18 protein-coding genes are annotated in these 23143 nt (G+C 59.9%); 11 read left to right on the forward strand and 7 right to left on the reverse strand.

Annotated elements, in window-relative coordinates:
• Positions 1-85 precede the first annotated feature (85 nt).
• Entirely contained in the window at positions 86-1738 is a 1653-nt protein-coding gene (locus AC245Y_RS29140) for a DUF1254 domain-containing protein (protein WP_017996589.1), read from the forward strand.
• A gap of 175 nt (positions 1739-1913) precedes the next feature.
• On the opposite strand, the gene AC245Y_RS29145 is transcribed toward AC245Y_RS29140, so the two are convergent.
• From AC245Y_RS29145 to AC245Y_RS29165, 5 genes are all read right to left on the reverse strand, one after another.
• Positions 1914-2729: a hypothetical protein gene (locus tag AC245Y_RS29145; protein ID WP_032996928.1), complete on the reverse strand. Its 816-nt coding sequence runs from the start codon at positions 2727-2729 to the stop codon at positions 1914-1916.
• 200 nt (positions 2730-2929) lie between these two features.
• The gene (locus AC245Y_RS29150) at positions 2930-3718 is read right to left on the reverse strand and encodes a DUF481 domain-containing protein (protein ID WP_017996587.1); all 789 of its coding nucleotides are present in this window, start codon (positions 3716-3718) and stop codon (positions 2930-2932) included.
• 90 nt (positions 3719-3808) lie between these two features.
• Positions 3809-6049, reverse strand: a complete 2241-nt coding sequence (locus AC245Y_RS29155) for a tetratricopeptide repeat protein (RefSeq protein ID WP_017996586.1) — start codon at positions 6047-6049, stop codon at positions 3809-3811.
• 109 nt (positions 6050-6158) lie between these two features.
• Entirely contained in the window at positions 6159-7169 is a 1011-nt protein-coding gene (locus tag AC245Y_RS29160) for an HAD family hydrolase (protein ID WP_017996585.1), read from the reverse strand.
• 85 nt (positions 7170-7254) lie between these two features.
• A complete protein-coding gene (locus AC245Y_RS29165; protein WP_012763409.1) occupies positions 7255-8925 on the reverse strand; it encodes an arylsulfatase in 1671 nt (556 codons plus the stop codon).
• 295 nt (positions 8926-9220) lie between these two features.
• On the opposite strand from AC245Y_RS29165, the gene AC245Y_RS29170 reads away from it, so the two are divergent.
• The 9 genes from AC245Y_RS29170 (at position 9221) to AC245Y_RS29210 (ending at position 17955) form a co-directional block, all read left to right on the forward strand.
• A complete protein-coding gene (locus AC245Y_RS29170; protein WP_017996584.1) occupies positions 9221-11116 on the forward strand; it encodes a sensor histidine kinase in 1896 nt (631 codons plus the stop codon).
• The gene (locus AC245Y_RS29175) at positions 11113-11745 is read left to right on the forward strand and encodes a response regulator transcription factor (protein ID WP_017996583.1); all 633 of its coding nucleotides are present in this window, start codon (positions 11113-11115) and stop codon (positions 11743-11745) included. The genes AC245Y_RS29170 and AC245Y_RS29175 overlap by 4 nt, the downstream gene beginning before the upstream one ends.
• Before the next feature lie 101 nt (positions 11746-11846).
• Positions 11847-12218 (forward strand): response regulator transcription factor, encoded by a 372-nt coding sequence (locus AC245Y_RS29180; protein ID WP_017996582.1) that lies wholly within the window; start codon positions 11847-11849, stop codon positions 12216-12218.
• A 363-nt stretch (positions 12219-12581) separates the two neighbouring features.
• Complete coding sequence (locus tag AC245Y_RS29185) at positions 12582-14219, forward strand: arylsulfatase (RefSeq protein WP_017996581.1); 1638 nt, start codon at positions 12582-12584, stop codon at positions 14217-14219.
• Positions 14220-14275: 56 nt separating this feature from the next.
• Entirely contained in the window at positions 14276-14800 is a 525-nt protein-coding gene (locus AC245Y_RS29190) for a hypothetical protein (RefSeq protein WP_017996580.1), read from the forward strand.
• A 127-nt stretch (positions 14801-14927) separates the two neighbouring features.
• Positions 14928-15875, forward strand: a complete 948-nt coding sequence (locus AC245Y_RS29195) for a formylglycine-generating enzyme family protein (protein WP_020487106.1) — start codon at positions 14928-14930, stop codon at positions 15873-15875.
• A 325-nt stretch (positions 15876-16200) separates the two neighbouring features.
• Positions 16201-16926: a phosphatase PAP2 family protein gene (locus AC245Y_RS29200; protein WP_017996578.1), complete on the forward strand. Its 726-nt coding sequence runs from the start codon at positions 16201-16203 to the stop codon at positions 16924-16926.
• A 55-nt stretch (positions 16927-16981) separates the two neighbouring features.
• A complete protein-coding gene (locus AC245Y_RS29205; RefSeq protein WP_017996577.1) occupies positions 16982-17734 on the forward strand; it encodes a COG4280 domain-containing protein in 753 nt (250 codons plus the stop codon).
• Positions 17731-17955, forward strand: a complete 225-nt coding sequence (locus AC245Y_RS29210; protein WP_017996576.1) for a hypothetical protein — start codon at positions 17731-17733, stop codon at positions 17953-17955. Before AC245Y_RS29205 ends, AC245Y_RS29210 begins: the two co-directional genes overlap by 4 nt.
• 10 nt (positions 17956-17965) lie before the next feature.
• Here AC245Y_RS29210 and AC245Y_RS29215 read toward each other — a convergent pair whose 3' ends face one another.
• The gene (locus AC245Y_RS29215; protein WP_026157624.1) at positions 17966-19486 is read right to left on the reverse strand and encodes a mechanosensitive ion channel family protein; all 1521 of its coding nucleotides are present in this window, start codon (positions 19484-19486) and stop codon (positions 17966-17968) included.
• A 361-nt stretch (positions 19487-19847) separates the two neighbouring features.
• Here AC245Y_RS29215 and AC245Y_RS29220 point away from each other — a divergent pair, with 361 nt between their 5' ends.
• On the forward strand, positions 19848-20180 hold the full coding sequence (locus AC245Y_RS29220; protein ID WP_026157623.1) for a sunset domain-containing protein: 333 nt from the start codon (positions 19848-19850) through the stop codon (positions 20178-20180).
• Positions 20181-20517: 337 nt separating this feature from the next.
• On the opposite strand, the gene AC245Y_RS29225 is transcribed toward AC245Y_RS29220, so the two are convergent.
• On the reverse strand, positions 20518-23079 hold the full coding sequence (locus tag AC245Y_RS29225; RefSeq protein WP_017996573.1) for a GcvT family protein: 2562 nt from the start codon (positions 23077-23079) through the stop codon (positions 20518-20520).
• Positions 23080-23143 lie beyond the last annotated feature (64 nt).

The raw sequence follows: 23143 nt of genomic DNA on the forward strand, positions 1-23143 counted from the left end.
GGAGCACCTGATGACAGGTCTGGCGAGGAGAAATTGGAAACGGGCTACACGCTACCGCGCGGCCTGTCGTCGAGGAGGAAAACCCGTGAACATCGTCAGAAGGCAGAAAATCATCGCTGCTGCGCTCCTTTGCGCGACCGTCGCGTGGACAGCCACCGCGCAGGAGAGCCTGAAACTGCCCCAGCAGATCGTGACGCCCGACAGCGTCGAAAGCAGCATCGGCACCTTGAAATACAAGGACGGGGCCCCGAGCAAGGAGACGGTGGAGAAGGTCTACGACTATCTCGACCTGATGCATGGCGTCGAAGCCTTCGTGAATGCCTATCAGGGCGCATCCGTGGCGGCCATCTTCAAGGGCTTCGAGGATGCGGGCGTTGCGGACAACACCGCCGTCATCTGGTCCGAGCTGATGGACGCAAAATCTGTGTTCCTTACGGCAAATGCCGACACGGTCTATTTCTGGGTAAACCTGAATGTTGCCGAAGGACCGATCGTCGTCGAGACGCCACCGATGTCTCTCGGCGTGATCGATGACATCTGGTTCCGCTGGGTCACCGATTTCGGGTTGCCCGGCCCGGACCGCGGAGCAGGCGGCCGGTTCCTGCTGGTGCCCCCCGGCTACAAGGGCGACCTGCCGGAAAGCGGATATTTCGTTCACAAGCTGGCAACAACGCGGGCGACGGCGCTTGGCCGCTCGTTCCTCGAGAACAACGATCCCAAACCTACGGTGGAACTGATCAGGAAAACGCTCAAGGTCTATCGCTATGTGCCGGGCGGCTACGGCACCAGCATCGCCTCGGCCCTGGAGGGCAAGGCAACACTGCAGCGCAGCGCCGATCACAAACTGGATTGGTCGTTCCTCAAGCCCCAGGATCCGGTCAAATTCACCGAGGGCACCGGCAAGGCGATGAATACCATTCCGCCCAACGATTTCAGCTATTTCCAGATGATCAATGATCTGGTGCAGAAGGAACCGGCAGAGGCGCTCGATCCGGAGATCATGGGCTCGCTGGCGGCGGTTGGCATCATCAAGGGCAAGCCCTTCGAGCCGGATGCCCGCATGAAGAAAATATTGACCGATGCCGCCGCCATCGGCACGGCCGCAGGCCGCACGCTCAACTGGAATCCGCGAAAGGCCGAAGGATGGTTCTACTATCCCGACTCCGCTTGGATGAACATGCTCTTTGCCGGCGGCTACACCTTTGAGACGCCTCCGCCGGAAGTCAGCGCCGAGGGTATCATCACCCCCAATGCGCCGACCGGCTATCGCACCCTCAATTCGCGCACGGCGATGTTTTTCTATGCGACCGGCATCACCCCCGCGATGATCATGCGGCTGACAGGGGTTGGGTCGCAGTATCTGGGGGCGTTCGTCGACAGCAACGGGGAATATCTTGATGGCAGCAAGACCTATAAAATGACGCTGCCGCAAAACATACCAGCTGAAAAATTCTGGTCCCTGACCCTCTACGACAACCAGACACGTTCGATGCTCGACACGCCGCAGCGCTATCCGCGGGCGGGCAGCCAGACCTATCCGTCTCCGGCCGCTGTGGCTGGCTCCGATGGCTCGACCACGGTTTATTTCGGACCGACAAAACCGGACGGCGTTAGTGACGGCAACTGGATCCAGACCGTTCCGGGAAAAGGGTGGAATACGCTTCTGCGTCTCTACAGCCCGTTGGAGCCATTCTTCACGAAAGAATGGCGGCCGAGCGAGATAGAGGTTGTCCGATAGCATGTGAGTGACTACGAGCCAACGATGCCCTATACGGTTGGTCAGCGTCACCTCGGTCTTGGGGTTGGCCGAAAAGTCCCATGTGGTCTCTGCGACCAGTCACACCGTCGCGCTCTGGCGGAATGCCATGGTCTTGCTGATCTCGCTGTCCCACAGCAGGCCGGCGGCCGCGGATTCATTTCGGAAAGAGGAACGTGACCGCGACGCGAAAGCCAAGTCCCTCCGGGCCATTGTCCGGAGCCGCCGCCCAATATCGCAGGCCCGCCGTCAGGCTGATTGGCTGCTTGTCGACGGTGATGAGCTTGCCGACGGTGACGTTGATCGGCACCGACCAGTCGTTTGTTTTCCAGTCATAGGTGGACTCGGTATTCAGCGAGAAAGTCCAGGCGTCCTTGGTGGTGTAGGAGACGAACGGCTGTATGAAGGTCGAACTCAAGTCCCGACGATCACTCTGACCCGCAAATGACCAGATATGGTTGCCGAGCATCCCGTAGGTCCAGGGACCATCCTGCTTGAGGACGACCGCGGTCGGACCCGCTCCCCATTTGCCGCTTCCGAGAAGTTCATCCGTGGCCGTCGGAAGAAGGAACACGGGTCCTGCACCCCAAACCACGCCACTCTCGGTCGGCTTGGAAGGAGAGAGGAAGAAGCTCTGCAAGGTGTCGCCGAGACCGAATTGCGTGCCGGAGGGTCCGGCGATGTCGTTCTGCCATGTGACCGGCAGGATGGTCCTCGAAATAAGGTTCCAGTCCTCGTTCAGAGAAAACGGAATGACGGGCTGGATGTTCATCGTTGCCTTGTCGCCGTCTTCGGGACCGTAGCCGTGGTCGTAGTTGAACTGGAACGGCACGCTGATGAGCGAGGCGATAGGGTTCGACAGCTTCTTCGCGAGTTCTTCGCTTGACTGAGCGGCTGCCGTATCTGTCCAGACACTGAGCGGCGCGGCAGCCAATACTATCCACGAAGCGATTTTCTTCATCAATGTCTCCATGATCCGATTGAACCCAGTCCGCGAGGCAGGCTTTCTCAGAAGCGAAACGATATCCCCAGGATCGAGCTTGCTGGATACCGAACTGTGAGCCGCTGTTCTTTTCACGGCGGCTCTCTGCTTCCTGGGGGCCGGCTCCTGGAGGACGCCAGGCCATCAAATGGCGAGCATACTGGAAGGATAATAGTTCGCCAGTCCGGGCGTTAGAACCGAATGGCGACCCCGAAGATCGGCCCCTGCTGGACGACGTCGAAGACGAACCCGTCATTGTCGTAATTGACGCCGAGTGCGCGATATCCCGCGACCGCCGAGATGCTGTCGTTGAACTTGTAGCCGAGGCCCAACGCCACGTCCCAGTCGAGATCGGCGCCGCCGGCGCCCACCAGACCCCAACCGGTGAGATAGATTTCCGGCGTGAAGAAGTAGTTTCCTCTGACGCCGGCGACGGCATCGACCCATGTGGCGCTGTCTTCGACATCCACTCCGGCCAGAATGCCGCCATTGAAGGAAATCTCGGTTTTGGCCGACCAGACCTTCATGCCGCCGACCACGTCGAGATGGCCATTTTGGTCTTCGAGCACGGCGTAACCGACGCCAAGAAATCCCGCGAAGGTCTTCGACGTCACATCGACGCTCTCGGCAAGGATGCCGGCAGGTGTATCGGCGTCGGCACCGAGCTTGGTGTAGATCACGTCACCGACGATGCTGAAGCGATCATATCTTGCTTCGCCTGCCGCCATGAAAGCGAAGTCGAGGTTCTGGAGGATATCGCCGAAGTCCGCGTCGACATGAACTTCCGGAAGCCCGAACTGCCCAATATCGCCGGATAAGCCGGCAGCCCAGAAATATGGAGCGAAGGTGAATTCCCAGCCGCTCTGGCTCTCGACTGTTTTTGCTTCCGGCGTGAGCGGCGTGATATCGGCGGCGTTGCCGCCCGACGCTGCAGAAATGCCTGCCAGTAACAGAACGGCACGCAAGTATGTGGCCTTCATGAGAATCCCCCGATCCCGTTTGTCGCCTCGGCACTGCTGTCCCGAGTCGGCACTGTGCAGCGAGAAGTAGATTTGGACAAGCTAAAATACCTATTTTCCGTTGATCGCCTGCTTCAGCTGCCCGATGAGGCTTGAAATCTGCGGGTCCTGCGGCCTCAGTCGCGCCAGATCCTCCGCGTATTTCAGCGCTTCGGGAAAGCGTCGAAGCTTGAGACTGTATTGGAGCGCCAGACCAATGATGTCGGGATCTCCGCCCGTGACCCAGCCACCAAGCCTGTCCAGGGCCTCTCCCGTCCGGCCAGCCGAATCGAGAGCGACGGCAAAGGTCGTCTTGTAGCGGGAGTTCTGCGGATCGAGCCGCACCGCTTCTTCGAGTTCGGCTATCGCCTCGGCCAATGCCTGTTTGCGCACCAGCGACAGCGCATGTCCGTAGCGCAGATCCGCCCGTTCGGGCGCCATCTGGATCGCTTCGGCATAAGTTTGCTCCGACCTCTCGTTCTGGCCGGTGGCGCGGTAGAACTCGGCAAGATTGATGCGCATTCCCTCCAGTGTCGGGTCGAGCGAAATCGCCCGTCGGAAGGCGGCTTCGGCCTCGGCCGTACGCTGCCGGGCGAACAGGAAGAAGCCATAATTGCTTTGTGTTTCCGCGACGTCGGCGTTCGTTTCGACATAGGCGCGCAGGTCCGCGACAGCGGCTTCGAAATTGCCTTGCTGATTGCCGAAGAGGTGCGGAGGAGTGCCGGCGAGTGCATTGGCGGCAGCAACGCGCACCGCACGCGTTTCATCGCCGAGCAGCTTGCCGATCGCATCCAGCCTCTGCTCCGGCGGAATATTGCCTGCCGCTTCCGCTGCACCGAGCCTGACGAGCGGATCTGCATCGGTTGCGGCCGTTCGAATATCGGCTGTGATATCCGCGCCGCCAGTCCCGCTCATTGCGGCGATGGCGCTGCCCCTGACAATTCCTGCTTGCTTTTGGTCGCTGACAAGCGCGCGCAGATCCTCCATCGCGGCCTGATCGCCGTTGGCAGCTCCGGCGAAGGCATGGGCGGTCGACGGGCGTTTGCGCCATTGCGTTCCGTACCATTCGTCCATCGTTTCGGCTGCCCAATCATCGGTTTTGCCGACATGACAGTTCGTGCATGCATTCGGCGTTCCAAGCGTTGCCGACAGGTCGGGCCGGGGGATGACGAAGGAGTGGTCGCGGCGCGGGTCGACCTTCATGTAGGTGCGTTCGGGCATGTGGCAGTTGGCGCATTGTGCTCCAGTCGAACCGGCCTGATGGCGGGTGTGCGCGGGAGTGTCGAACAGCCCGCCCGGATTCTGGTTGGCGAAGCGCTCCGGCTTCGTCTCGGTATGGCATTGCGTGCACAGCGCATTGCCCTCCGCCTTGAGGCCGGCCTCGTGCGGCCGATGACAATCGAGACAGGTCACGCCCGCCCTTGCCATCTTGCTTTGCTGAAACGAGCCATATTCGAAGACCTCGTCGAGTATCTGTCCGTCCGGGAAATAAAGATCCTGCCGAAGCAGGGCGGGTGAGAAATAATCGAGAAAGGGCTTTCCCGGTTGATAACCGTCCAGCAGCTTGGTGCGCCTGGCATGGCAGGCGAAACAGATGCCCGCATCGACTTTCGGTAGAGCTGTATCCGGCTTGACTGAGGATGAGGCGTTGCCCGATTGCGCCGAGGCGACGTGTTTTGCGCCCGGGCCGTGACAGGACTGACAGCCGATGCTGGTGGCGACGTAGGTCGACTTGTATTCGTTCGTCTGCGGTTGAAACTTCGCCTTAGGATCGGTCGAATGACAATCGATACAGGTGCGGTTCCAGCGGTAGAATGGACCTGTCCAATGATAGGTCGATCCGGGTTTGGCCGGGGTGCCGTTTCCGAGCCAGAACCACTGCCGTCTGACCGTATCCCAGGCGATATCGAGAGCCTGCAGCCGTCCGCCTCCGATGTCGACGAGGTACTGCTGCAGAGGTTCGTAGGCGAAGGTATATTTGACTTCGAACTCGGTCTGGCCGCCATCCGCTCCCTCGGTGTTGACGAAGAAGCGGCTGTCGCGGCGAGTGAAGGTGGTGACCACACCGTCATGTTCAAACTTGCTATTGTTGAAATCGCCGCGCACCGTCTCGTCTTTGGCCAGCGCCATGGCCTTCGCATGGTGGGACTTCGAAAAAGCCGCGGCCTGATCGGCGTGGCAGGACGAGCACGTCCTTTCGGCCACGAAACCCTCATGGATCGCTATTCGCGGGTCGGCGGCGGGCGTGGAGGGGGCGTCACTCGCAAGACTGCGCCCGGCAAAGGCGAGCAACAGGAAAAGCAGGAGGGTCATTCCTCTCACCGCTGCTGATCGCACAGACGCTGCCACTCAATCGCTCCCTGTCGACGTTTCAAAAGGTCACGGCGCCATCGTCCAACGCTCCGGCGCTCGGCGCATTCCCCTAGTCCTTGAACACCTGCTTCCAGTCGGCCTTCATGTCGACGACGGTCCAGCCTGCGATTGAGGCGGCATCGAGCGCCTTGTCGAGACGGCCGACTTCGGTATCGCGGTCGTAGGCGTATTCACGCTCCGCGTCGGTATGATGGATCAGCACGCCGAGCCTGGCGGGTCCACCTGCCATGGTCGTCCATTGCAGCATTTGGAGGTCTCCGTCGGAATTGCCGAAGGCGGCAATCGGCCGCCGGCCTATATGCTGGTTGATCCCGACCGGTTTTCCGGCCTTGTCGTCGATGAAATTGACTTCGGGAAGCCGAAACAGGGTCGGCGTGTCGTCCTGCATCCTGAACTCGGTCTTAATCGACGAGCCAATAACCTGCTCTGGTGGGATGCCGTATACCTCTTCCGCCCAGGGCCGCATGAGTTCGATGCCGCCGCCCGAAACGATGAAGGTCTTGAAACCGTTGGCGCGGAGATAGGAGAGAACCTCGATCATCGGCTGGTAGACGAGTTCGGTATATGGCCGCTTGAATTTAGGGTCGCGCGCCGACGCGAACCAATCGGTGACGACCTTCTGGAATTCACTGGTGGTCATTCCCGCATGCGTGGTCATGATGAGCTCGACGAGACCCTTTTCCCCGGATGCCGCCAGCGCCTTCATATCGCCTTCGAGCACCGCCTTGAACGGTTGCGTTTCCTTCCATTCCGGATGCTGCGGAGCAAGCACCTTCACTCGGTCGAGGGCGAACGCAAGCTGCGTATAGATCGGATGTTCGACCCACAGGGTGCCGTCATTATCGAACACGGCGACACGCTCCAGTTCCGGGACGAAGTCGGCTGACCCTGGTTTTGTCACCTTCTCGACAAAGGAGATGATCGATTGCTTCGATGCCGTGTCATTCCACGATGGTAGTGCGCCCGTTTGAGCGACTACCGAGGCCGCGGTAAAAAGGCATGCTGCGGCGGCGAGCGCGACGCAACGGGAAAAATACAGGAAATTACGTGCCGAAAACATCGCAAAGCCTCCATCGATTAACTTGCAGCAATCCTGAGCTCGGAGATATACGGCAGCCCCGGATCGGTCCGGGGCTGCCAAAGACTTAGTTTCCAGTCGGCATAGGAATGCTCACCCCTTCCTTTGCCAAGGATTCTCGGATCCATTGAAAACGACTGTAATCCGATAGCGTAATGGGGCCGTTGTAGGTCAGGCTCTGGGGCTTGCGGGGTGGGTACTCCACGTAAGTGGCCATGATCTTCTTCAATTCTTCGCCCATGACGACGCCCATCCAGGTCCGCTCCGTGAAATTGTTCATGAAAATGTCGTAGCGTTCCTGCGGGTCCTGCCACAGATCGAACACCTGGGGCACCGTGGCGACATACTTCTCCTCACCCTTCCAGCCGAGGTTGGTGTCGACCGCCAGTCCGCCCGTCGAGGCTCCGTTATCCCCGCGGATATTAAAGGCGAACTTGTAGTTGTTGACGCGTATCGCACCGGGCGAGAGCTCGTTTTCAGTAAAGTAAAACCACGACTTGCGTTCCGATTTTCCGGTGCCGAGCAAGATCGGCGACATGTCGTAGCTATCAAATATGATCGGTTTGTCTTCGCGATCCTTGTCAGGAAGCGGAACCGCGCCGACGGCGGCGAATGTCGCCATCAGATCGAGACCACCGACGATGTCGTGGTTCTTGGTGCGGGGTTTGATCTTTCCCGGCCAGACCGCAATCGCAGGAACACGGTTGCCGCCCTCTCGCAAGGTGCCTTTGGTTCCGCGGAACGGGGTGTATCCGGCGTCCGGATAGACGTCCTGCCATGCCCCATTGTCGGTGGTGTAGAAAACCAGCGTGTTGCGGTCCATGCCGGTTTCCCGCAATTTGTCCATGATTCGGCCAATGCGGGTGTCGAGTTCCACGATCGAGTCCGCATACTTCGACTTCGACATGGACTTGTGCTCGAACTCCGGGGCCGGCATGTTCGGCTGGTGAACCTTCATGAAGTTCACGTTGATGAAGAAGGGTTCGTCCGGTGCTTTGGCAGCCTCGTCCAGAAAGCCCAGTGCCGCTTTCTCGACGTAGCCGTCGAAGAACGGAATGCCGACAACGCCCTCCTTACCGTCGATCATGGGTGTGTCGACATATTGGCCATTGACCTTGAATTCTTCGGTCACTGGTCCTCCTGCCTTGGCGGACAAAGCCCCCTTGGTCACCTTCTGGAACATCTCCCGCAGCTTCGGATCCATGTCCGGGAACCAGGTGGGATCGGCATACGTATAGGCATTCAAATGGTAGAGGCCGGCGTACCGCATCTCATCATAACCCTGCGCAGTCGGTAGGGCGTAGTCCGCTTCGCCGAGATGCCATTTGCCGGTGAAATAGGTGTGATAGCCGCCACGTTTCAGCACGGATGCAAGTGTCCATTCGGCCGCGGGCAAGCCACCGCCCTGACCTTGAAAGGCGACAGTCGTCATGCCGCTGCGGTTTGGTATTCGCCCCGTCTGCATGGCCGCACGGCCGGGCGTGCAACTCGGCTGGGCGTAGAAGGAGAAGAAGGTCATGCCGTCTTCAGCAAGCTTGTCGATGTTCGGGGTAGGCATCCCGCGACCTTCACCTCCGCCATAGGGGCCGAGATCACCGTAGCCGGTATCATCCGAAACGATGAACAGGATGTTGGGTTTTCGTTGGGAGTCCTGCGCTTGCAGGGGCGAGGCCGCACACCAAAGAATGGTGGATGAAGCCAGTGCTCCGATGCAGCGGATAAGGATTCTGCTGTTCATTTCAAATCCCTCCGTTGACGTTCTTGAATGACGAAGCCGCTCGCGGCAAAGGCCTGCGATCGCATGCGTCGATTCAACTAGACTGCTTTGAAAACGAAGATCCTGCCGGAACTGTCTCCGGCGGGTTGCGAAACCGGCCGCATCTCTGCCCCGGCGTGCTGAACCCTAGCGAATGCTGCCTTCTCTCGATATTGTACTTTAGGGAATCTTCATGTGTGGCAATCGACAGCAGTGATGCGCAGATGACGACGCAGCGGGAAGCTGTTATTGTCCCCCGGCTTTGGGGGGAAAGCGGATGGGCTTGGGCGAATGGTCAGGTCGATTATGCTGCGCTGCCTTTTTGTTGGCGGTCGTCGCCCTGACTGTGTCCAGTCGTCAGGCAGCAGCCTCCGACACCTCTATTGCCATCATTGACCGGGTTCCCCGCGTCCTCGTCCTCTATCCCTATGACGAGAGGATCGCGGCGACGACCGCTGCTGGAGAGGCGCTGCGGACCCGTTTGCTGCAGGCGACAAACGGCAAGATCGACCTGTTTTCCGAGTTCCTGGATCTCTCGCGGTTTCCGGAAGGTGACCACGTCGCGCGCATGGCACGCTATCTGGGCGAGAAATACGCAGCGCGCCGCCCCGACGTGGTCGTGGCCCTCGGCCGGGAATCGACGAGCTTCTTCGTCGCGAACCGCGGCACGATCGCTCCAGGCGCAAAAATCGTCGCCGCCGGTTTCGGCACCGCCACCGCCGAGAAGATCGACTTGCCCGATGACGTTATCGGAGCCTTCTCGACCTTCGACATTCTGAAGACGGCTGAGATGGCCCGCGGCCTGCAGCCCGATGCGCGCCACCTCTACGTCGTCGGTGGCTCTTCCGACTTCGACCGGAGCTGGCTGACGACGGCCCGCGCGGATTTGAAACAGTTCTCCAAATCCTATGATACGACGACCTATCTGGAAGATCTGACGATCGACGAATTGGTCGAACGTGCTTCCCGCGTACCGCCCGACAGCATCATCCTGGCATTGACGGTCTTTAAGGATCGGGCAGGGCGCAACTTCATTCCGCGCGACGCGATCAGACAGATCGCGTCGACGGCCAGCGCGCCTGTCTACGGCCCTTATGAGACCTACATCGATCATGGCGTCGTCGGCGGCAATACCGTCACATTCGAAGCGCTCGGCCGGACCGTCGGTGACCTCGTCATCGATGCGATTGCCGGCAAGCCGGTATCCGATCTCGAAGCGCCACAGACCTATGTCGCCGATGCCCGGCAACTCAAGCGCTGGGGGCTCGCCGAAAAGGATCTGCCGCCGGGCACGATCCAGATGCACAAGGAGAGGAGTCTCTGGGAGGAACATTGGATCGTGTTGGTGGCGGGGGGCGGCCTCGTGCTGGCGCAGGCCAGCATCATCTCGGTGCTTCTGCTCGAGAGGAGGCGCCGCCGCGACGCCGAGCGCAGCTCGCAGCTTCACCTGCTTGAAGCTGTCCATCTCAACCAGTCCGCGACGGCCGGCGCACTATCCTCGTCGATCGCTCACGAACTGAACCAGCCGCTATCGGCCATCCGAAACAACGCTGAGGCTGCCTCGGTGCTGCTGCGGAGTGCAAACCCGGATCACGGGCTGATCCAGCAGATTCTTCTCGACATCCAGGAGGACGATCAACGCGCAGGCGATATTATCAGCCGGATGAGAGGGTTGCTCAAGAAGAGAAGCGAGATCGATTGGCAGGAGTTCGATCTGAACGATGTCACATCGAGCGCAATCCACATCATTCACGGCGAGGCGGAACGGCGCGGAATTACGCTGACGTCAACCCAGCCGCCCGGTGAACTGCCGGTGCGTGCCGACAAGGTTCACGTGCAGCAGGTCATTCTCAATCTGGCGACCAACGCGATGGACGCCATGCTGGACGCCGTTCCGGCCGGGAGAACTCTTACCTTCGCGACGGGACTGGCAAACGAGAAGGCGGAGCTGCGGGTCTCCGACACCGGAGACGGCATTCCGGAAGAGAGGCTGATCCGCATATTCGAACCGTTCTATACCACCAAGCAGGCGGGGACGGGGCTGGGTCTGTCCATAGCCCGCGCCATTCTCGAGACCTATGGCGGTACCATCCGTGCCGACAACCGCCCCGAGGGAGGCGCGGTCTTTCGCGTGGCCCTGCCTCTCGCCCACAGGGAGGAGCAATCGAGATGAAACCGGTTGTCCATATCGTCGATGACGACAAATCCTACCGGACGGCGACCGCAAGGCTGCTTTCCGCAAACGGCCTCAGGGTCGAAGCCTATGAATCCGGAGATCAGTTTCTTTCCCGCCTTCCCGATTGTGAGCCGGGTTGCGTTCTTCTCGACCTTCAGATGCCTGGCCAGTCCGGCCTGCAGATCCAACGCCGGCTGTGCGAGCTGGCGCCGTTATTTCCGGTCGTGTTCCTGACGGGGGAAGGAGACATCAAGGCAAGCGTCGAGGCGATGAAGGCGGGCGCCAAGGATTTTCTAGAGAAAAGTTCTACCGCAGCGACATTGATGGGGGCGATCGATCGCGCTCTTGTCCAATATGAAAGACAGCGGGCCGAACACGACCGTCTCCAGGGCCAGCGGGCGCTGGTGGCTGGGCTTAGCCCGCGCGAGGCCGAAGTGTTCCGGTTCCTCATTCGCGGCCGTCTCAACAAGCAGATCGCTCATGCGCTCGGCATCTCGGAGCGGACGGTGAAGGTGCATCGCCATCAGGTCATGGAAAAGCTTGGGGTACGTTCGCTGGCCGAGGCCGTGTCGATCGCCGCGAATATCGGTCTGATCGAGGAGGATACGGCATCGTCGCTGGGGTGATCCGATGTCCTTCCCCTTAGGACAATATCAATCGACCTCCATGCGGCCTAATTTGACCGGCAACCGTTAGTCTCTCATAGGTTCGAAAGAGGGGGCATGAGGTGGAGAACCTTCGCCGCACGGTCGCTGTCGTCGACGATGACGCAAGCCTGCGGCGCAGCCTGGGGCGGCTGCTCAACGCCTACGGTTTTCTGGCCATGGAGTTTGCATCCGCCGAGGCCTTTCTCGCTCGCGATCCCAAAGCGGCGATAGACTGCCTTGTCCTTGATATCGACCTCGGTGGCATGTCCGGCATCGATCTGCAACGCAGGCTGAAGGCCGACGGGACAACCCTTCCAGTGATTTTCATCACGGCACTGGAAACCGCCTCCGTGAAGGCAGAGGCGGAAAAGGTGGGATGCGTTGCTTATCTGCAGAAGCAGTTCCCCGGAGCCGCGCTGATTGCGGCCATCAACAAAGCATTGGGATTGTGACCTGAGAGCCGGAGACCAAGCGCTCCCCAGCACGGCGGTCGGCGTCGCATCGGCGGCAGTTTTGCCGACCTTATAATTTATAAAATACGATTATAATCAATAAGTTAACATGCTAAAATCAAGAAAATTGCCGATGTTGATTGCCGATCTTTGTAATTTGCAATTTGAATCTTTAGACATCTATGATGCAGCCGCCCGTGAATTTACAGGCGGCCATTGAGCGGGCTGACAGCTTGGCGCCTAAAATGCCCTGCTCCGGGCAAAGCACACAGACCCTCCCTTAAGTGCAATAGCGCGGGACCGTATTTGCGCTAAATTTTTGGAAGCAGCCAAACAGCCGATAACGTGAACGGGAGCGCCACGATGAGCAGCAAGAGCAACCGGCAAGGTTACAACGCCACCCGTCGCCAAATCCTGCTGGCCGGCGGTTCGGCAATCGCTTTAACGGCATTCTGTCCGATCGCCAGCATTCCGGCGCTTGCCCAGGCAGGAGCAAAGAAACCGAACATCCTTGTGATCTTCGGCGATGACATCGGCTGGTGGAACACCAGCGCTTACAATCGCGGGCAGATGGGATACCAGACGCCAAATATCGACCGTATCGCCGACGAAGGTGCGATGTTCACCGATCTCTACGCTCAGCAATCCTGCACGGCGGGGCGGGCGGCCTTCATCACAGGCCAAAGCTGTTTTCGCACGGGGCTGCTAAAAGTCGGGCTTCCCGGAGCCAAGGAGGGTCTGTCTGAGAAGGATCCGACAATCGCCGAACTGCTCAAGCCACAAGGGTACGTTACCGGCCAGTTCGGCAAGAACCATCTCGGCGATCGCAACGAATTTCTGCCAACCGTCCATGGCTTCGATGAATTCTTTGGCAACCTCTATCACCTCAATGCCGAAGAAGAACCGGAGAACCCCGATTACCCGAAGGATCCACAGTTTCTCGCAAAATTCGGACCGCGTGGCGTGCTGAAATGCAAAGCAAGCGAGACAGACGATCCGACCGAGGATCCGCGTTTCGGAAGAGTGGGCAAGCAGACGATTGAGGATACGGGACCGCTCAATAGAAAACGCATGGAAACCGTTGATGAGGAATTCCTAGGCGCTGCCAAGGACTTCATCGACCGCAGCGCCAAAGCCGACAAACCGTTCTTTTGCTGGTTCAACTCGACCCGGATGCATATCTCCACGCATCTTAAGGCTGAGTCGGAAGGCAAAACGGGCTTGGGGATCGTTGCCGACGGCATGGCCGAATTTGACGGTATGGTTGGCCAGCTGCTCGACCAGCTCGACGATCTTGGAATCGCCGAAAACACCATTGTTGTCTGGACGACCGATAACGGTGCAGAGGTGTTCTCCTGGCCTGACGGGGGCACAACGCCATTCCATGGCGAGAAGAATACGAATTGGGAGGGGGGCTACCGCGTGCCCGGGATGGTGCGCTGGCCGGGCGTTGTCAAACCGGGAACCGAGATTAACGAGATTGTCTCCCACGAAGACTGGCTTCCGACCTTGGTTGCGGCAGCCGGCGAGCCGGACATCGCAGCCAAGCTTCTGAACGGCTATGAAGCGGCCGGCAAGACATTCAACGTGCATCTTGACGGCTACAATCAACGCAAACTGCTTGATGGCACAGGGCCTGGGGCGCGCAAGGAGTATTTTTACTGGACTGATGACGGAAGCCTGGCCGGATTGCGCTACGACCGCTGGAAGCTGGTGTTCATGGAACAACGAGCAGAGGGGTTGGACGTGTGGCAGGATCCTCTGATCACACTGAGATTTCCGAAATTAATAGACCTGCGCGCCGATCCGTTCGAAATTGCCCAGCATGCAGCGGGAGACTATGCAAGATGGCGTGTAGAACATGCCTTCGCGCTGGTTCCGGCCCAGGCATATGTGGCCAAACATCTTCAAACCTATGCAAAATATCCGCCCCGCCAGGCGCCGGGAAGCTTCTCGATGGACCATGTGCTTGAGAAACTCCAGCGGGGTGGCGGACAGTGATCACGCTTTGACGAAAGGCAAGGATGCGCCGTTAATTTTCGGATCGGAAAAGATCAGTGATTGCGAATGAGAACGCGCAAGCGACGAATATTCTCCAACGAGCGAAGCACGAGCTGAAGGAGTACGTCTTCCTCTGTGCCTATCTCTATGTCTGCTTCGCAGCCATCCTCCTCTACAAAATGGCAGTCCTCGGTGGTCAGGGTGTGGAATTTCTTGTGTTCGGCATACCCGCGATCAAGGCCCTCATTCTTGGAAAGTTCATCCTGCTCGGTCATACGATCCGGCTGGGAGAGCGGTCGGGCAGTTCGAAACTCGTCAGCGTCGTGGCCTATAAGGCGACACTCTATCTTTCGCTGATCCTCGTTATGTCGCTTGTTGAAGAGTGCGTCGTTGGGTTGCTCCATGGCCGAACGCTCTCGGTAGTGATCGCAGGTATAGCTAGCCGGCTACCCGAACTCCTGGCCATGAGCGCAATCATGCTGCTGATCTTGATCCCTTATCTGGCATCGAGGGAACTCGGCGCCGCGCTCGGCAGAGGGAGGCTTTGGAGTCTGTTCTTTGAACATCGCGAGGTGCAGTAAGTGCAGACGAAGACCGGCGAAGACGAGTTCTCTTCCAGACGTTGATGACGGCACCCAGCCGGGGGGCGATTGAGTGAACCTCTTCGCGAACGAATGATCTAGTGAAGGTCGAACGTAAGGCGACGCCATGATGGAACCACAGATTGTGAATGCGCGTGCGAGCGGTCGTATGCTCTGGATCCCAGGCGGCGATTTCTTGATGGGCTCTGATCACCACTACGCGGAGGAAGCCCCGGCGCACAGGGTTGGTGTCAAGGGGTTCTGGGTGGACACATGCCCGGTGACGAACCGGGCGTTTTCCGCCTTTGTCGAGGCGACCGGCTATGTCACCACGGCGGAGCGGCCGGTCAAGCCGGCAGATTATCCCGGTGCGATCATGGAGATGCTGGCACCAGCATCGGTCGTTTTCATCAAGCCAAAGTCGCCCGTTGATCTGACGAACCACTACAACTGGTGGAAATATGTGCGCGGAGCAAACTGGCGGCATCCGCGGGGGCCGGCAAGCACGATCAAGGGGTTATTGGAGCACCCGGTTGTCCATGTCGCCTTCGAGGACGCGCAAGCCTATGCAGCCTGGGCCGGCAAGGAACTTCCAACCGAAGCAGAATGGGAGTTTGCCGCACGCGGGGGGCTTGAGGCCGCGGACTACGTCTGGGGCGAGGAAATGTCGCCCGGCGGTCGGCATATGGCCAACACCTGGCAGGGCGAGTTTCCCGTTCAGAACAGTCGGGAGGACGGGTTCGAAGGGACATCTCCCGTGGGAAGTTTTCCGGCCAACGGCTATGGTCTGTTCGATTTGGCCGGCAATGTCTGGGAATGGACGACCGACTGGTATCAAGAGCATGGCATGATCGACAGCCCGTGCTGCACGATTTCGAATCCCGTCGGCGCTGAACTCTCCAACAGCTATGATCCGCGCCAACCGCAGATGAGGATTCCGCGCAAAGTTATGAAGGGCGGCTCACATCTTTGCGCACCCAACTATTGCCGCCGTTACCGCCCCGCCGCGCGCATGGCGCAACCCGTCGATACAGCAACTTGCCATCTAGGCTTCCGATGTATTGCCCGCGGATGATTCAGAAAAGTTCTGCCGGTCCAAGTAGCGCATCCAGGCTCCCAGCCAAAGCGGGAAGGCTATCGTCGGCACAGTGGGCTGATCCTTGCGCAAGACGCTGACGTGAAGGAAATTTCCCTCTTAGTACATTCCATGGGGACTGGGCTCGCCGTCGAAATGCCTTTCCCTATCTCGCGGGTGGTGTCGATGAACCATGGACGGCGGCCTCGCCGAGCGCAAAACTCGCTTCAGGAGCGCCGTTGAATGCAGCTGGGCCTTGAATCCTGAGGTAGCATTGCCAATCTGGCGAGGACCGACATGATGTGAAGGGAGTTCGACGGCAGGCATGACTGAGGTTCAACGACGAGGTTTTTTGACAAGGCTTACCGCCTATGAACCGCTGACGCTGATTACGCTCGCGTCGATCGCAGGCGGACTGTTCGTGCTCCAGCGGCTGACCAGCGAAGTCCTGGAAGGCGAGACCTTTCGCTTCGACGAGGTGATCCTGCTGGCGTTGAGACGCGCGGATGATCTTGCCGTGCCGATCGGCCCCGAGTGGCTGACGCATGCTGTCGACGATATCACCGCGCTCGGCGGCATCACCGTTCTCTCGCTGCTAACGGCTCTGATCACCATCTATCTTCTGTTCGACCGGCGCTGGCCGATCGCCATCTTCGTCTTTTCCTCGGTGTTGACCGGCTGGCTGGCGAGCGCGCTGCTGAAAATCCTCGTTGCCCGGCCGCGTCCTGATATAGTCCCGCATCTGGTCGCGGTGAGCGATCTCAGCTTTCCAAGCGGACATGCGATGGTCTCGGCGGTGACCTATCTGACCCTTGGCGCACTGGTGGCGCGAACGCAGCGTTATCCGTCGACGCGGATCTTCGTCATGGGCGCCGGCGTCTTCCTTGCCGTCATCATCGGCTTGAGCCGGATTTATCTCGGCGTCCATTACCCGACGGACGTCTTCGCCGGATGGTGTGCGGGGGCTTTGTGGGCGCTCGGCTGCTGGTTGATCTCGAAGCGCTTCATTCCGAGCCGCGCCCCTGATGATGTAGCGGAGGGAAAACGGTAAGAAAAGATCGCAGCCAGCCCAATCGTGATCTCCGCCGGCCCAACGGACAAGAACCATGACAACTCTGACAACGATCACCTCGACGGTCACGGCCGCATTTCTCGGCTCTTTCGTCGAGGTCGTTGAGGCCTTCACCATCATCCTCGCCGTCGGCGTCACGCAGAGCTGGCGCCCGGCCTTCATCGGCACCGGTCTTGCGCTCGGTGTTCTGGCCATCCTTGTGCTGGCGCTCGGTCCATTGCTCGGCCTCATTCCGGTCGAGCTGATGCAGTTCGTCATCGGAACCCTGCTCGTTCTCTTCGGCCTGCGCTGGTTGCGCAAGGCGATCCTCAGAGCTTCGGGCTTCATCGCGCTGCACGACGAGGACAAGGCCTTTGCCGCCGAGACGGATAGCCTGAGGCGCCAATCCTCAGAGCGCCGCGCGAATCTCCTGGCGGGCATTGCGGCCTTCAAGGCCGTGCTGCTTGAGGGGATCGAGGTGGTGTTCATCGTCATCGCCACCGGCGCCGGACATGGCATGATCGGCTATGCCAGTCTTGGGGCGGCTGCGGCTTGCCTTTTGGTGCTGATCATCGGCATCTTCGTGCACAAACCGCTTTCGGCGGTTCCGGAGAACAGCCTCAAATTTGTCGTCGGGCTGCTGCTTAGCGCCTTCGGCATATTCTGGGTCGGCGAGGGCATCGGTGCCGATTGGCCGGGCGCCGACCTTTCGCTTCTGGCGATCCTTGCCGTGCTCGCCGTCTTTTCGTTCGCCGCTGTCCGGATGCTGCGCCAGCATTTCAACGCCCATGCCGAGGTCACCGCGTGAGGAATATTCTTAAGGTCGCGTTGAAGGAATTCTTCGGCATGTTCATCGACGACGGCGCGCTGGCGCTGTTGGCGCTGCTGCTGATCGCCGGCGTCGCCGTCCTGGTGAAATTCGCTCATGTCAACGCGCTGCTAGCCGCTGCTCTGCTTCTCTTGGGCTGTTTGCTGATTCTCGCCGAGAGCCTGGCGCGCGCGGCGAGGCAGAAGTTTCAGCGGAAATAGCCTCAGATCGCTATTGCGGCACCTTGAACAGGTGGCGGATACGCGTCACCAGCGAGCCAACCGAGCCGCCGTTCAGCGCGGCCCCTTCGGCCGCGAAGGAATGCTGGCCGGTCTCGATCCGGCGCGAGAGGGTGGCGGCCAGCTCTTCGGCAATGGCGGGCCGGTCGTGCAGCAGCGGTGCCAGGCTTGCCTGCGCGATTTCGTAGACGACGACGAAGGTCAGCGCGCGCAGGCTCGCCGCCTCGCCAATGCCGATCAGCAGTCCGCTTTCGCCGAAATAATCGCCCGGCGCCAGCCGGCCGAGTTCGACTTGCTTGTGGCCTTCCTGCCGTGTCGCGACGAGCGCACCGCTGCGCACGATCATCAGCGACGCAACCGTATCGCCCTGATCGATGAGAACGGAATCCTTCTTGTAGGTCCGCCGCGTCATCGAGGCTGCGAGCGTTTCCTTTTCGTCCTCGGTCAGCGAGGAAAACAGCGGGACGGCGTCGAGAAGCTTGAGCGGCGTCGGCCGGTGCGGCTTTGCCAGCTCCTCCGGCTGCAATTGCTCGGGCGGAGGGCCGGCGGCGTCGAGCGGTCGCGCCAAAGTGAGACCCGCAGCTTTGACATGGCGGTAGATCAGGTCGAATATTTCGTTTTTCGCCGGCCCCGCCTGGCCGATATCCCGGACGCGGAAGGAGAGCTCCACCTCAATTGCGTCCGACGTCAGTGATTTGATCTGCACGCCTGGTTTCGGCTCGGCCAGGATCGAGTCGCTGCTCAAGAGCACAGCGCGCATGACGTCGATGATCGCCGACGGCCCGATTGTCGGCACGACGCGGACCGTCAGCGTCGCGCCGTGACTGCGGTCAGGACTGCTGAGATTGGTCAGCCCGACCTTGGCGAGAAAACTGTTGGGCAGGACGACGAGGTCGTTCGAGCCGTTCAGCAGATGGGTGGAGCGCCAGTTGGTTTCGACGACACGGCCTTCGACGCCGTCATTCAGCACGATCCAGTCGCCGATCGCGTAGGGCCGTCCGAGATTGAGCGCGATGCCCGAAAAGACGTCGCTCAGGGTGCTCTGCATCGCCAGACCGAGAATGACGGCAAGGACGCCAGACGTGGCGATCAGCGTGCCGACGGGAAAGCTGAAGACATAGGCGACCACCGAGAGGATCGCGCCGAGATAGATCAGGCCGATGACCAGATCCTGAACGAGGCGACCTTCGCGCGGTTGGCGCTCGAAGATCAGGAAGACGCGGACGAAGGCGATCAGCGCCCAGGCCGCGTTGATCCACCAGACAACCTTGGCAAGGGCGATGAAGACGCGTTCGAAGGTCGATGCCGTTGTCGGCCCGACCTGGTAGGGCACGATGTCATGATAGAGCAGCAGGACCGTTAGCGCCGCGAAGAAGAACACCTGGCCGGCGAGCCTCCAGCTCGGGAAGGGCCGAAGCGCTATGCGCGTGACGATCGCGCCGACCACGGCCAGCGTCCCGGCCTGGACGACAGGATCGGCAAGCACTCCGGACCATGTGAGAGTTTCAAGCATCGACTGTCCACTTGCCAGAGCATGATGCCGAAAAGGGTGAGCGAATTTCGGACGACATCATGCCTCACTATCGAATTCTACACGCGTCATGATCTATCAGATTCGCTTATTGACGAAACGCCGCGTACGCGGCGGGTGCGTGACATCCCTGTGACGTCGGGACCGATTTTGTAAGATGTAACATCTGTGATGATGCGTGTATCCATTAACGAGCTGAAGCCGGTAGCGGCACCGCCTGCCTCTCGACTGGCCGCTTGAAGCAATCCATACCGGTGCATTTTTAACGATCTGCGCGCAGAGGGATTAACCAGTTATTCAACCAGAGCTTGCGATGGTGCGCAGGATTCGCACTTGATGGCGAATGCCGACCCACCGCTCATTTTCGCCCAGATATACAACCAAGAAATGGCCCCGCCCATGGTTCACGATGGAGGCATTCTATCTCGCGATCATCGGAGCAGGGGTCGCCGGATACCTTGGCGTCGAAGCAACGGCCAAGGGTGCTTCATTTGCCAATCGTGGCGTCGGCTGCACGATCAAAGGCAATGTGAGCATCGGCAGCCACGAGCGCATCTACCATCTGCCAGGCCAAGAGTACTACGAGAAAACCAACATTTCCCCTCAGTATGGGGAGAGGTGGTTTTGCTCGGAGGCTGAAGCCCGCGCTGCAGGCTGGCGTCGCGCAAGAAGATAAGCGTCGGCGACATTGCGTCGAAATATTCTTCGCAGAGTGTCAGGCGGGCAATAATTCTTCCGACAAGCGTAGCCCCAACATGCCGACCTGCTGCGCGACGCGGTCGGAGGCGGTGCCAGCCAAGTCATCCGTGAAGCGAAGCGCGGCTGGTCCGCCAAGTGGCAGCAGTGCAGTGGAGAGATCCAAAAGCTGCGTGGGATGTGGCCGAGGGCAAGGTAAGCGAACTGCCTCGCCAGTCGATTTCGACGAGGCACTTGAAGAGACACGGCAGGAACTGGAGGCTTGCCCGCGGACCGGATGATGGCGCCCCGCTTGGGGCGCCACAAGCGCTTGACTGCTAAGTGCGCGGCTTCAGATTTTCTGGGTCATAGATCGGCTTGTACCCGACGCCGACGACCTCGACCGGATAAGTCTCGGCGAAATACTCGACATTCAGCCTGCGTCCGACCTGGCAATGCGACCATGGCAGATAGGCTAGCGCAATGTTCTTTCCGACCGTCGGGCCGTAGGCGACCGAGGTCGTGTAGGACCGACGGCCAAGCTCGTCGACCAGGACCTCTCCCGTTGCGGGATCGACGACCGGCATGTTGCCGACGGGATAACGCTTCACGCCCGACTTGTCGGTATTCTCGGTCATCACAAGCGTGCAGAGCATGGCCGGCTGGTGCTCGCGCGCCTTGTATTCCAGGTGCTTTGCCTTGCCGCGGAAATCGGCTTCCTTGACCTTCGGACGGGCGAGATCGGCTTCGATCAGGTTGTACTGGGTCAGGAGGTCGCCGTTCTGCAGGCGCAGGCTCTTTTCCATGCGGCGCGAGTTCGCATAGGTTTCGACGCCGAAGGCCATCACGCCGGTCGCGCGCAGCGCGTCCCAGACGGCGAGGCCGTCTTCGTACTTCATGTGCAGTTCCCAGCCCTGCTCGCCGACATAGGAGATGCGGAAGGCGGTGACGGGCTTACCCGCGATTTCGATCGGCTTGATCGCCGCGAAGGCGAAGTTTTCCTGATCGAGCCCGGCCGGATCGGCGACAGTCTTCTTCAGCGTGTCGCGCGCGTTCGGACCCCAGATGCCGATCGTCACGAATTTTTCCGAGACGTCGGTGATGATCACGTCGAGGCCGCGGTCTTCGGCGACCCGCTTCATGTAGTGCAGGTCGCGCGGGCCGGCATCGGCGCCATTGACGAGGCGGCACCGGTCGGCCATGCGGAAGACAGTGAAGTCAGCGCGGACCATGCCTTCGTCGTCGAGGAAGTGGGTGTAAACGCCCTTGCCGATGTTGGCATCGCCGCCGACCTTGGCGGCGCACAGCCATTCCATCAGTTCGACATGGTCAGGTCCCTCGATATCGACCATGTGGAAGTGGCTTAGATTGACGATGCCGCAGTCCTCGCTCATCGCCAGATGCTCGGCATTCGACACGCGCCAGAAATGGCGGCTGTCCCATTCGTTCTCGCGGACCGGGACGCGGTCGGCGTATTTCTCCAGAAGGTGTTCGTTGGCGGCGTAGCCGTGCGCACGCTCCCAGCCGCCAAGTTCCATGAAGTAGCCGCCTAGCTCTTTTTCGCGCTCGTAGAAGGGCGAGCGCTTGGCGTTGCGGCCGGATGCATAGGGTTCGCGGGTGTGAACAGCCGGGAAATAGATCTTCTGGGCGGCTTCGTAGCAGCGACCCTCGATGAACTCTTCCGTCAGCTGATGCGGATAGAAGCGGGCATAGTCGATGCTGTTGTGATCGATTTCAGTCCGGCCATCGGTCATCCAGTCGGCGATCAGCTTGCCGTAGCCCGGGCCGTCCTTGACCCAGATGGCAACGCAGTACCAGAGACCGCGCACCTTCTGGCTCTCGCCGCAGGATGCGCCGCCGCCTGCCGATACTTGCAGCAGGCCGTTGAAGGAGTGACCTTCGTTGTAGCCGAGTTCGCCGAGGATCGGCGTCAGTTCCATGGCGCGCTCGAGCGGCTCGATGATCTGTTCCATCTCGAGGTCGCGCTGCGAAGGCGACAGGCGCGCCTCGTGTTTTTCGAGAATGTCGCGCGGGTGGCACATGCGCGGATTGGTGGCTTCGTAATAGCCCCACTCGATCTGGCCGCCCTCCGTCGTCGCCGGGTCGCCGGTATCGCGCATATAGGCGGAGTTGCCCTGATCGCGCAGCAGCGGGAAGCCGATTTCCTTACCGGTGCCTTCGAATTCGTTATACGGACCGAAGAAGGTGAGCGGGTGGTCGACCGGCATGACCGGCAGGTCTTCGCCGACCATCTCCGCGATCAGGCGCCCCCAGAGGCCGGCACAGACGATGACGTGGTCGGCCATGATCGTGCCGCGATGGGTGACGACGCCCTTGATGCGACCGCCTTCGACAATCAGCGACTTGGCCGGCGTGTTGCCAAACACCTTAAGCTTGCCGGCCTTTTCGGCGGCATCGACCAGCTTGCCGGCAACGGTTTGCGAGCGCGGAATGACGAGGCCGGCATCCGGATCGTAAAGGCCGCCCATCACCTGATCTTCCTCGATAAGCGGGAACTTCTCCTTGATCTCGGAAGGGCTGACATAATGAGCGCGGGTGCCGAAAGCGCGTGCCGAGGATAGCTTGCGCTTGATTTCCTCCATCCAGGCATCGTCGCCGGTGCGGGCCACTTCGAGGCCGCCAATGCGGGCGTAATGGCCCATCTTCTCGTAGAAATCGATCGAATATTGCGTCGTCCAGACCGACAGATAGTCGTGGCTCGTGGTGTAACAGAAGTCCGAGGCATGGGCTGTCGAGCCGATATCGGTCGGTATGCCCGACTTATCGATGCCGACAATATCGTCCCATCCCCGCTCGACGAGATGATGGGCGATGGAGGCGCCGACGATGCCGCCGAGACCGATGATGACGACCTTCGCCTTTTCCGGAAATGCTGCCACGTGCTGTTCCTTCTATTTATCGCACGAATCAAAATACCCTAGCCGCGCTTGACGTACGCTTCGC

The sequence above is a fragment of the Rhizobium sp. SRDI943 genome (assembly GCF_057653695.1).

Bases quoted from the DNA above. Each gene is read 5' to 3' on its own strand.
- AC245Y_RS29145 (WP_032996928.1), bottom strand. From the start codon at position 2,729: ATGGAGACATTGATGAAGAAAATCGCTTCGTGGATAGTATTGGCTGCC.
- AC245Y_RS29150 (WP_017996587.1), bottom strand. From the start codon at position 3,718: ATGAAGGCCACATACTTGCGTGCCGTTCTGTTACTGGCAGGCATTTCT.
- AC245Y_RS29155 (WP_017996586.1), bottom strand. From the start codon at position 6,049: ATGACCCTCCTGCTTTTCCTGTTGCTCGCCTTTGCCGGGCGCAGTCTT.
- AC245Y_RS29160 (WP_017996585.1), bottom strand. From the start codon at position 7,169: ATGTTTTCGGCACGTAATTTCCTGTATTTTTCCCGTTGCGTCGCGCTC.
- AC245Y_RS29165 (WP_012763409.1), bottom strand. From the start codon at position 8,925: ATGAACAGCAGAATCCTTATCCGCTGCATCGGAGCACTGGCTTCATCC.
- AC245Y_RS29170 (WP_017996584.1), top strand. From the start codon at position 9,221: ATGGGCTTGGGCGAATGGTCAGGTCGATTATGCTGCGCTGCCTTTTTG.
- AC245Y_RS29175 (WP_017996583.1), top strand. From the start codon at position 11,113: ATGAAACCGGTTGTCCATATCGTCGATGACGACAAATCCTACCGGACG.
- AC245Y_RS29185 (WP_017996581.1), top strand. From the start codon at position 12,582: ATGAGCAGCAAGAGCAACCGGCAAGGTTACAACGCCACCCGTCGCCAA.
- AC245Y_RS29195 (WP_020487106.1), top strand. From the start codon at position 14,928: ATGATGGAACCACAGATTGTGAATGCGCGTGCGAGCGGTCGTATGCTC.
- AC245Y_RS29200 (WP_017996578.1), top strand. From the start codon at position 16,201: ATGACTGAGGTTCAACGACGAGGTTTTTTGACAAGGCTTACCGCCTAT.
- AC245Y_RS29205 (WP_017996577.1), top strand. From the start codon at position 16,982: ATGACAACTCTGACAACGATCACCTCGACGGTCACGGCCGCATTTCTC.
- AC245Y_RS29215 (WP_026157624.1), bottom strand. From the start codon at position 19,486: ATGCTTGAAACTCTCACATGGTCCGGAGTGCTTGCCGATCCTGTCGTC.
- AC245Y_RS29220 (WP_026157623.1), top strand. From the start codon at position 19,848: ATGCCGACCCACCGCTCATTTTCGCCCAGATATACAACCAAGAAATGG.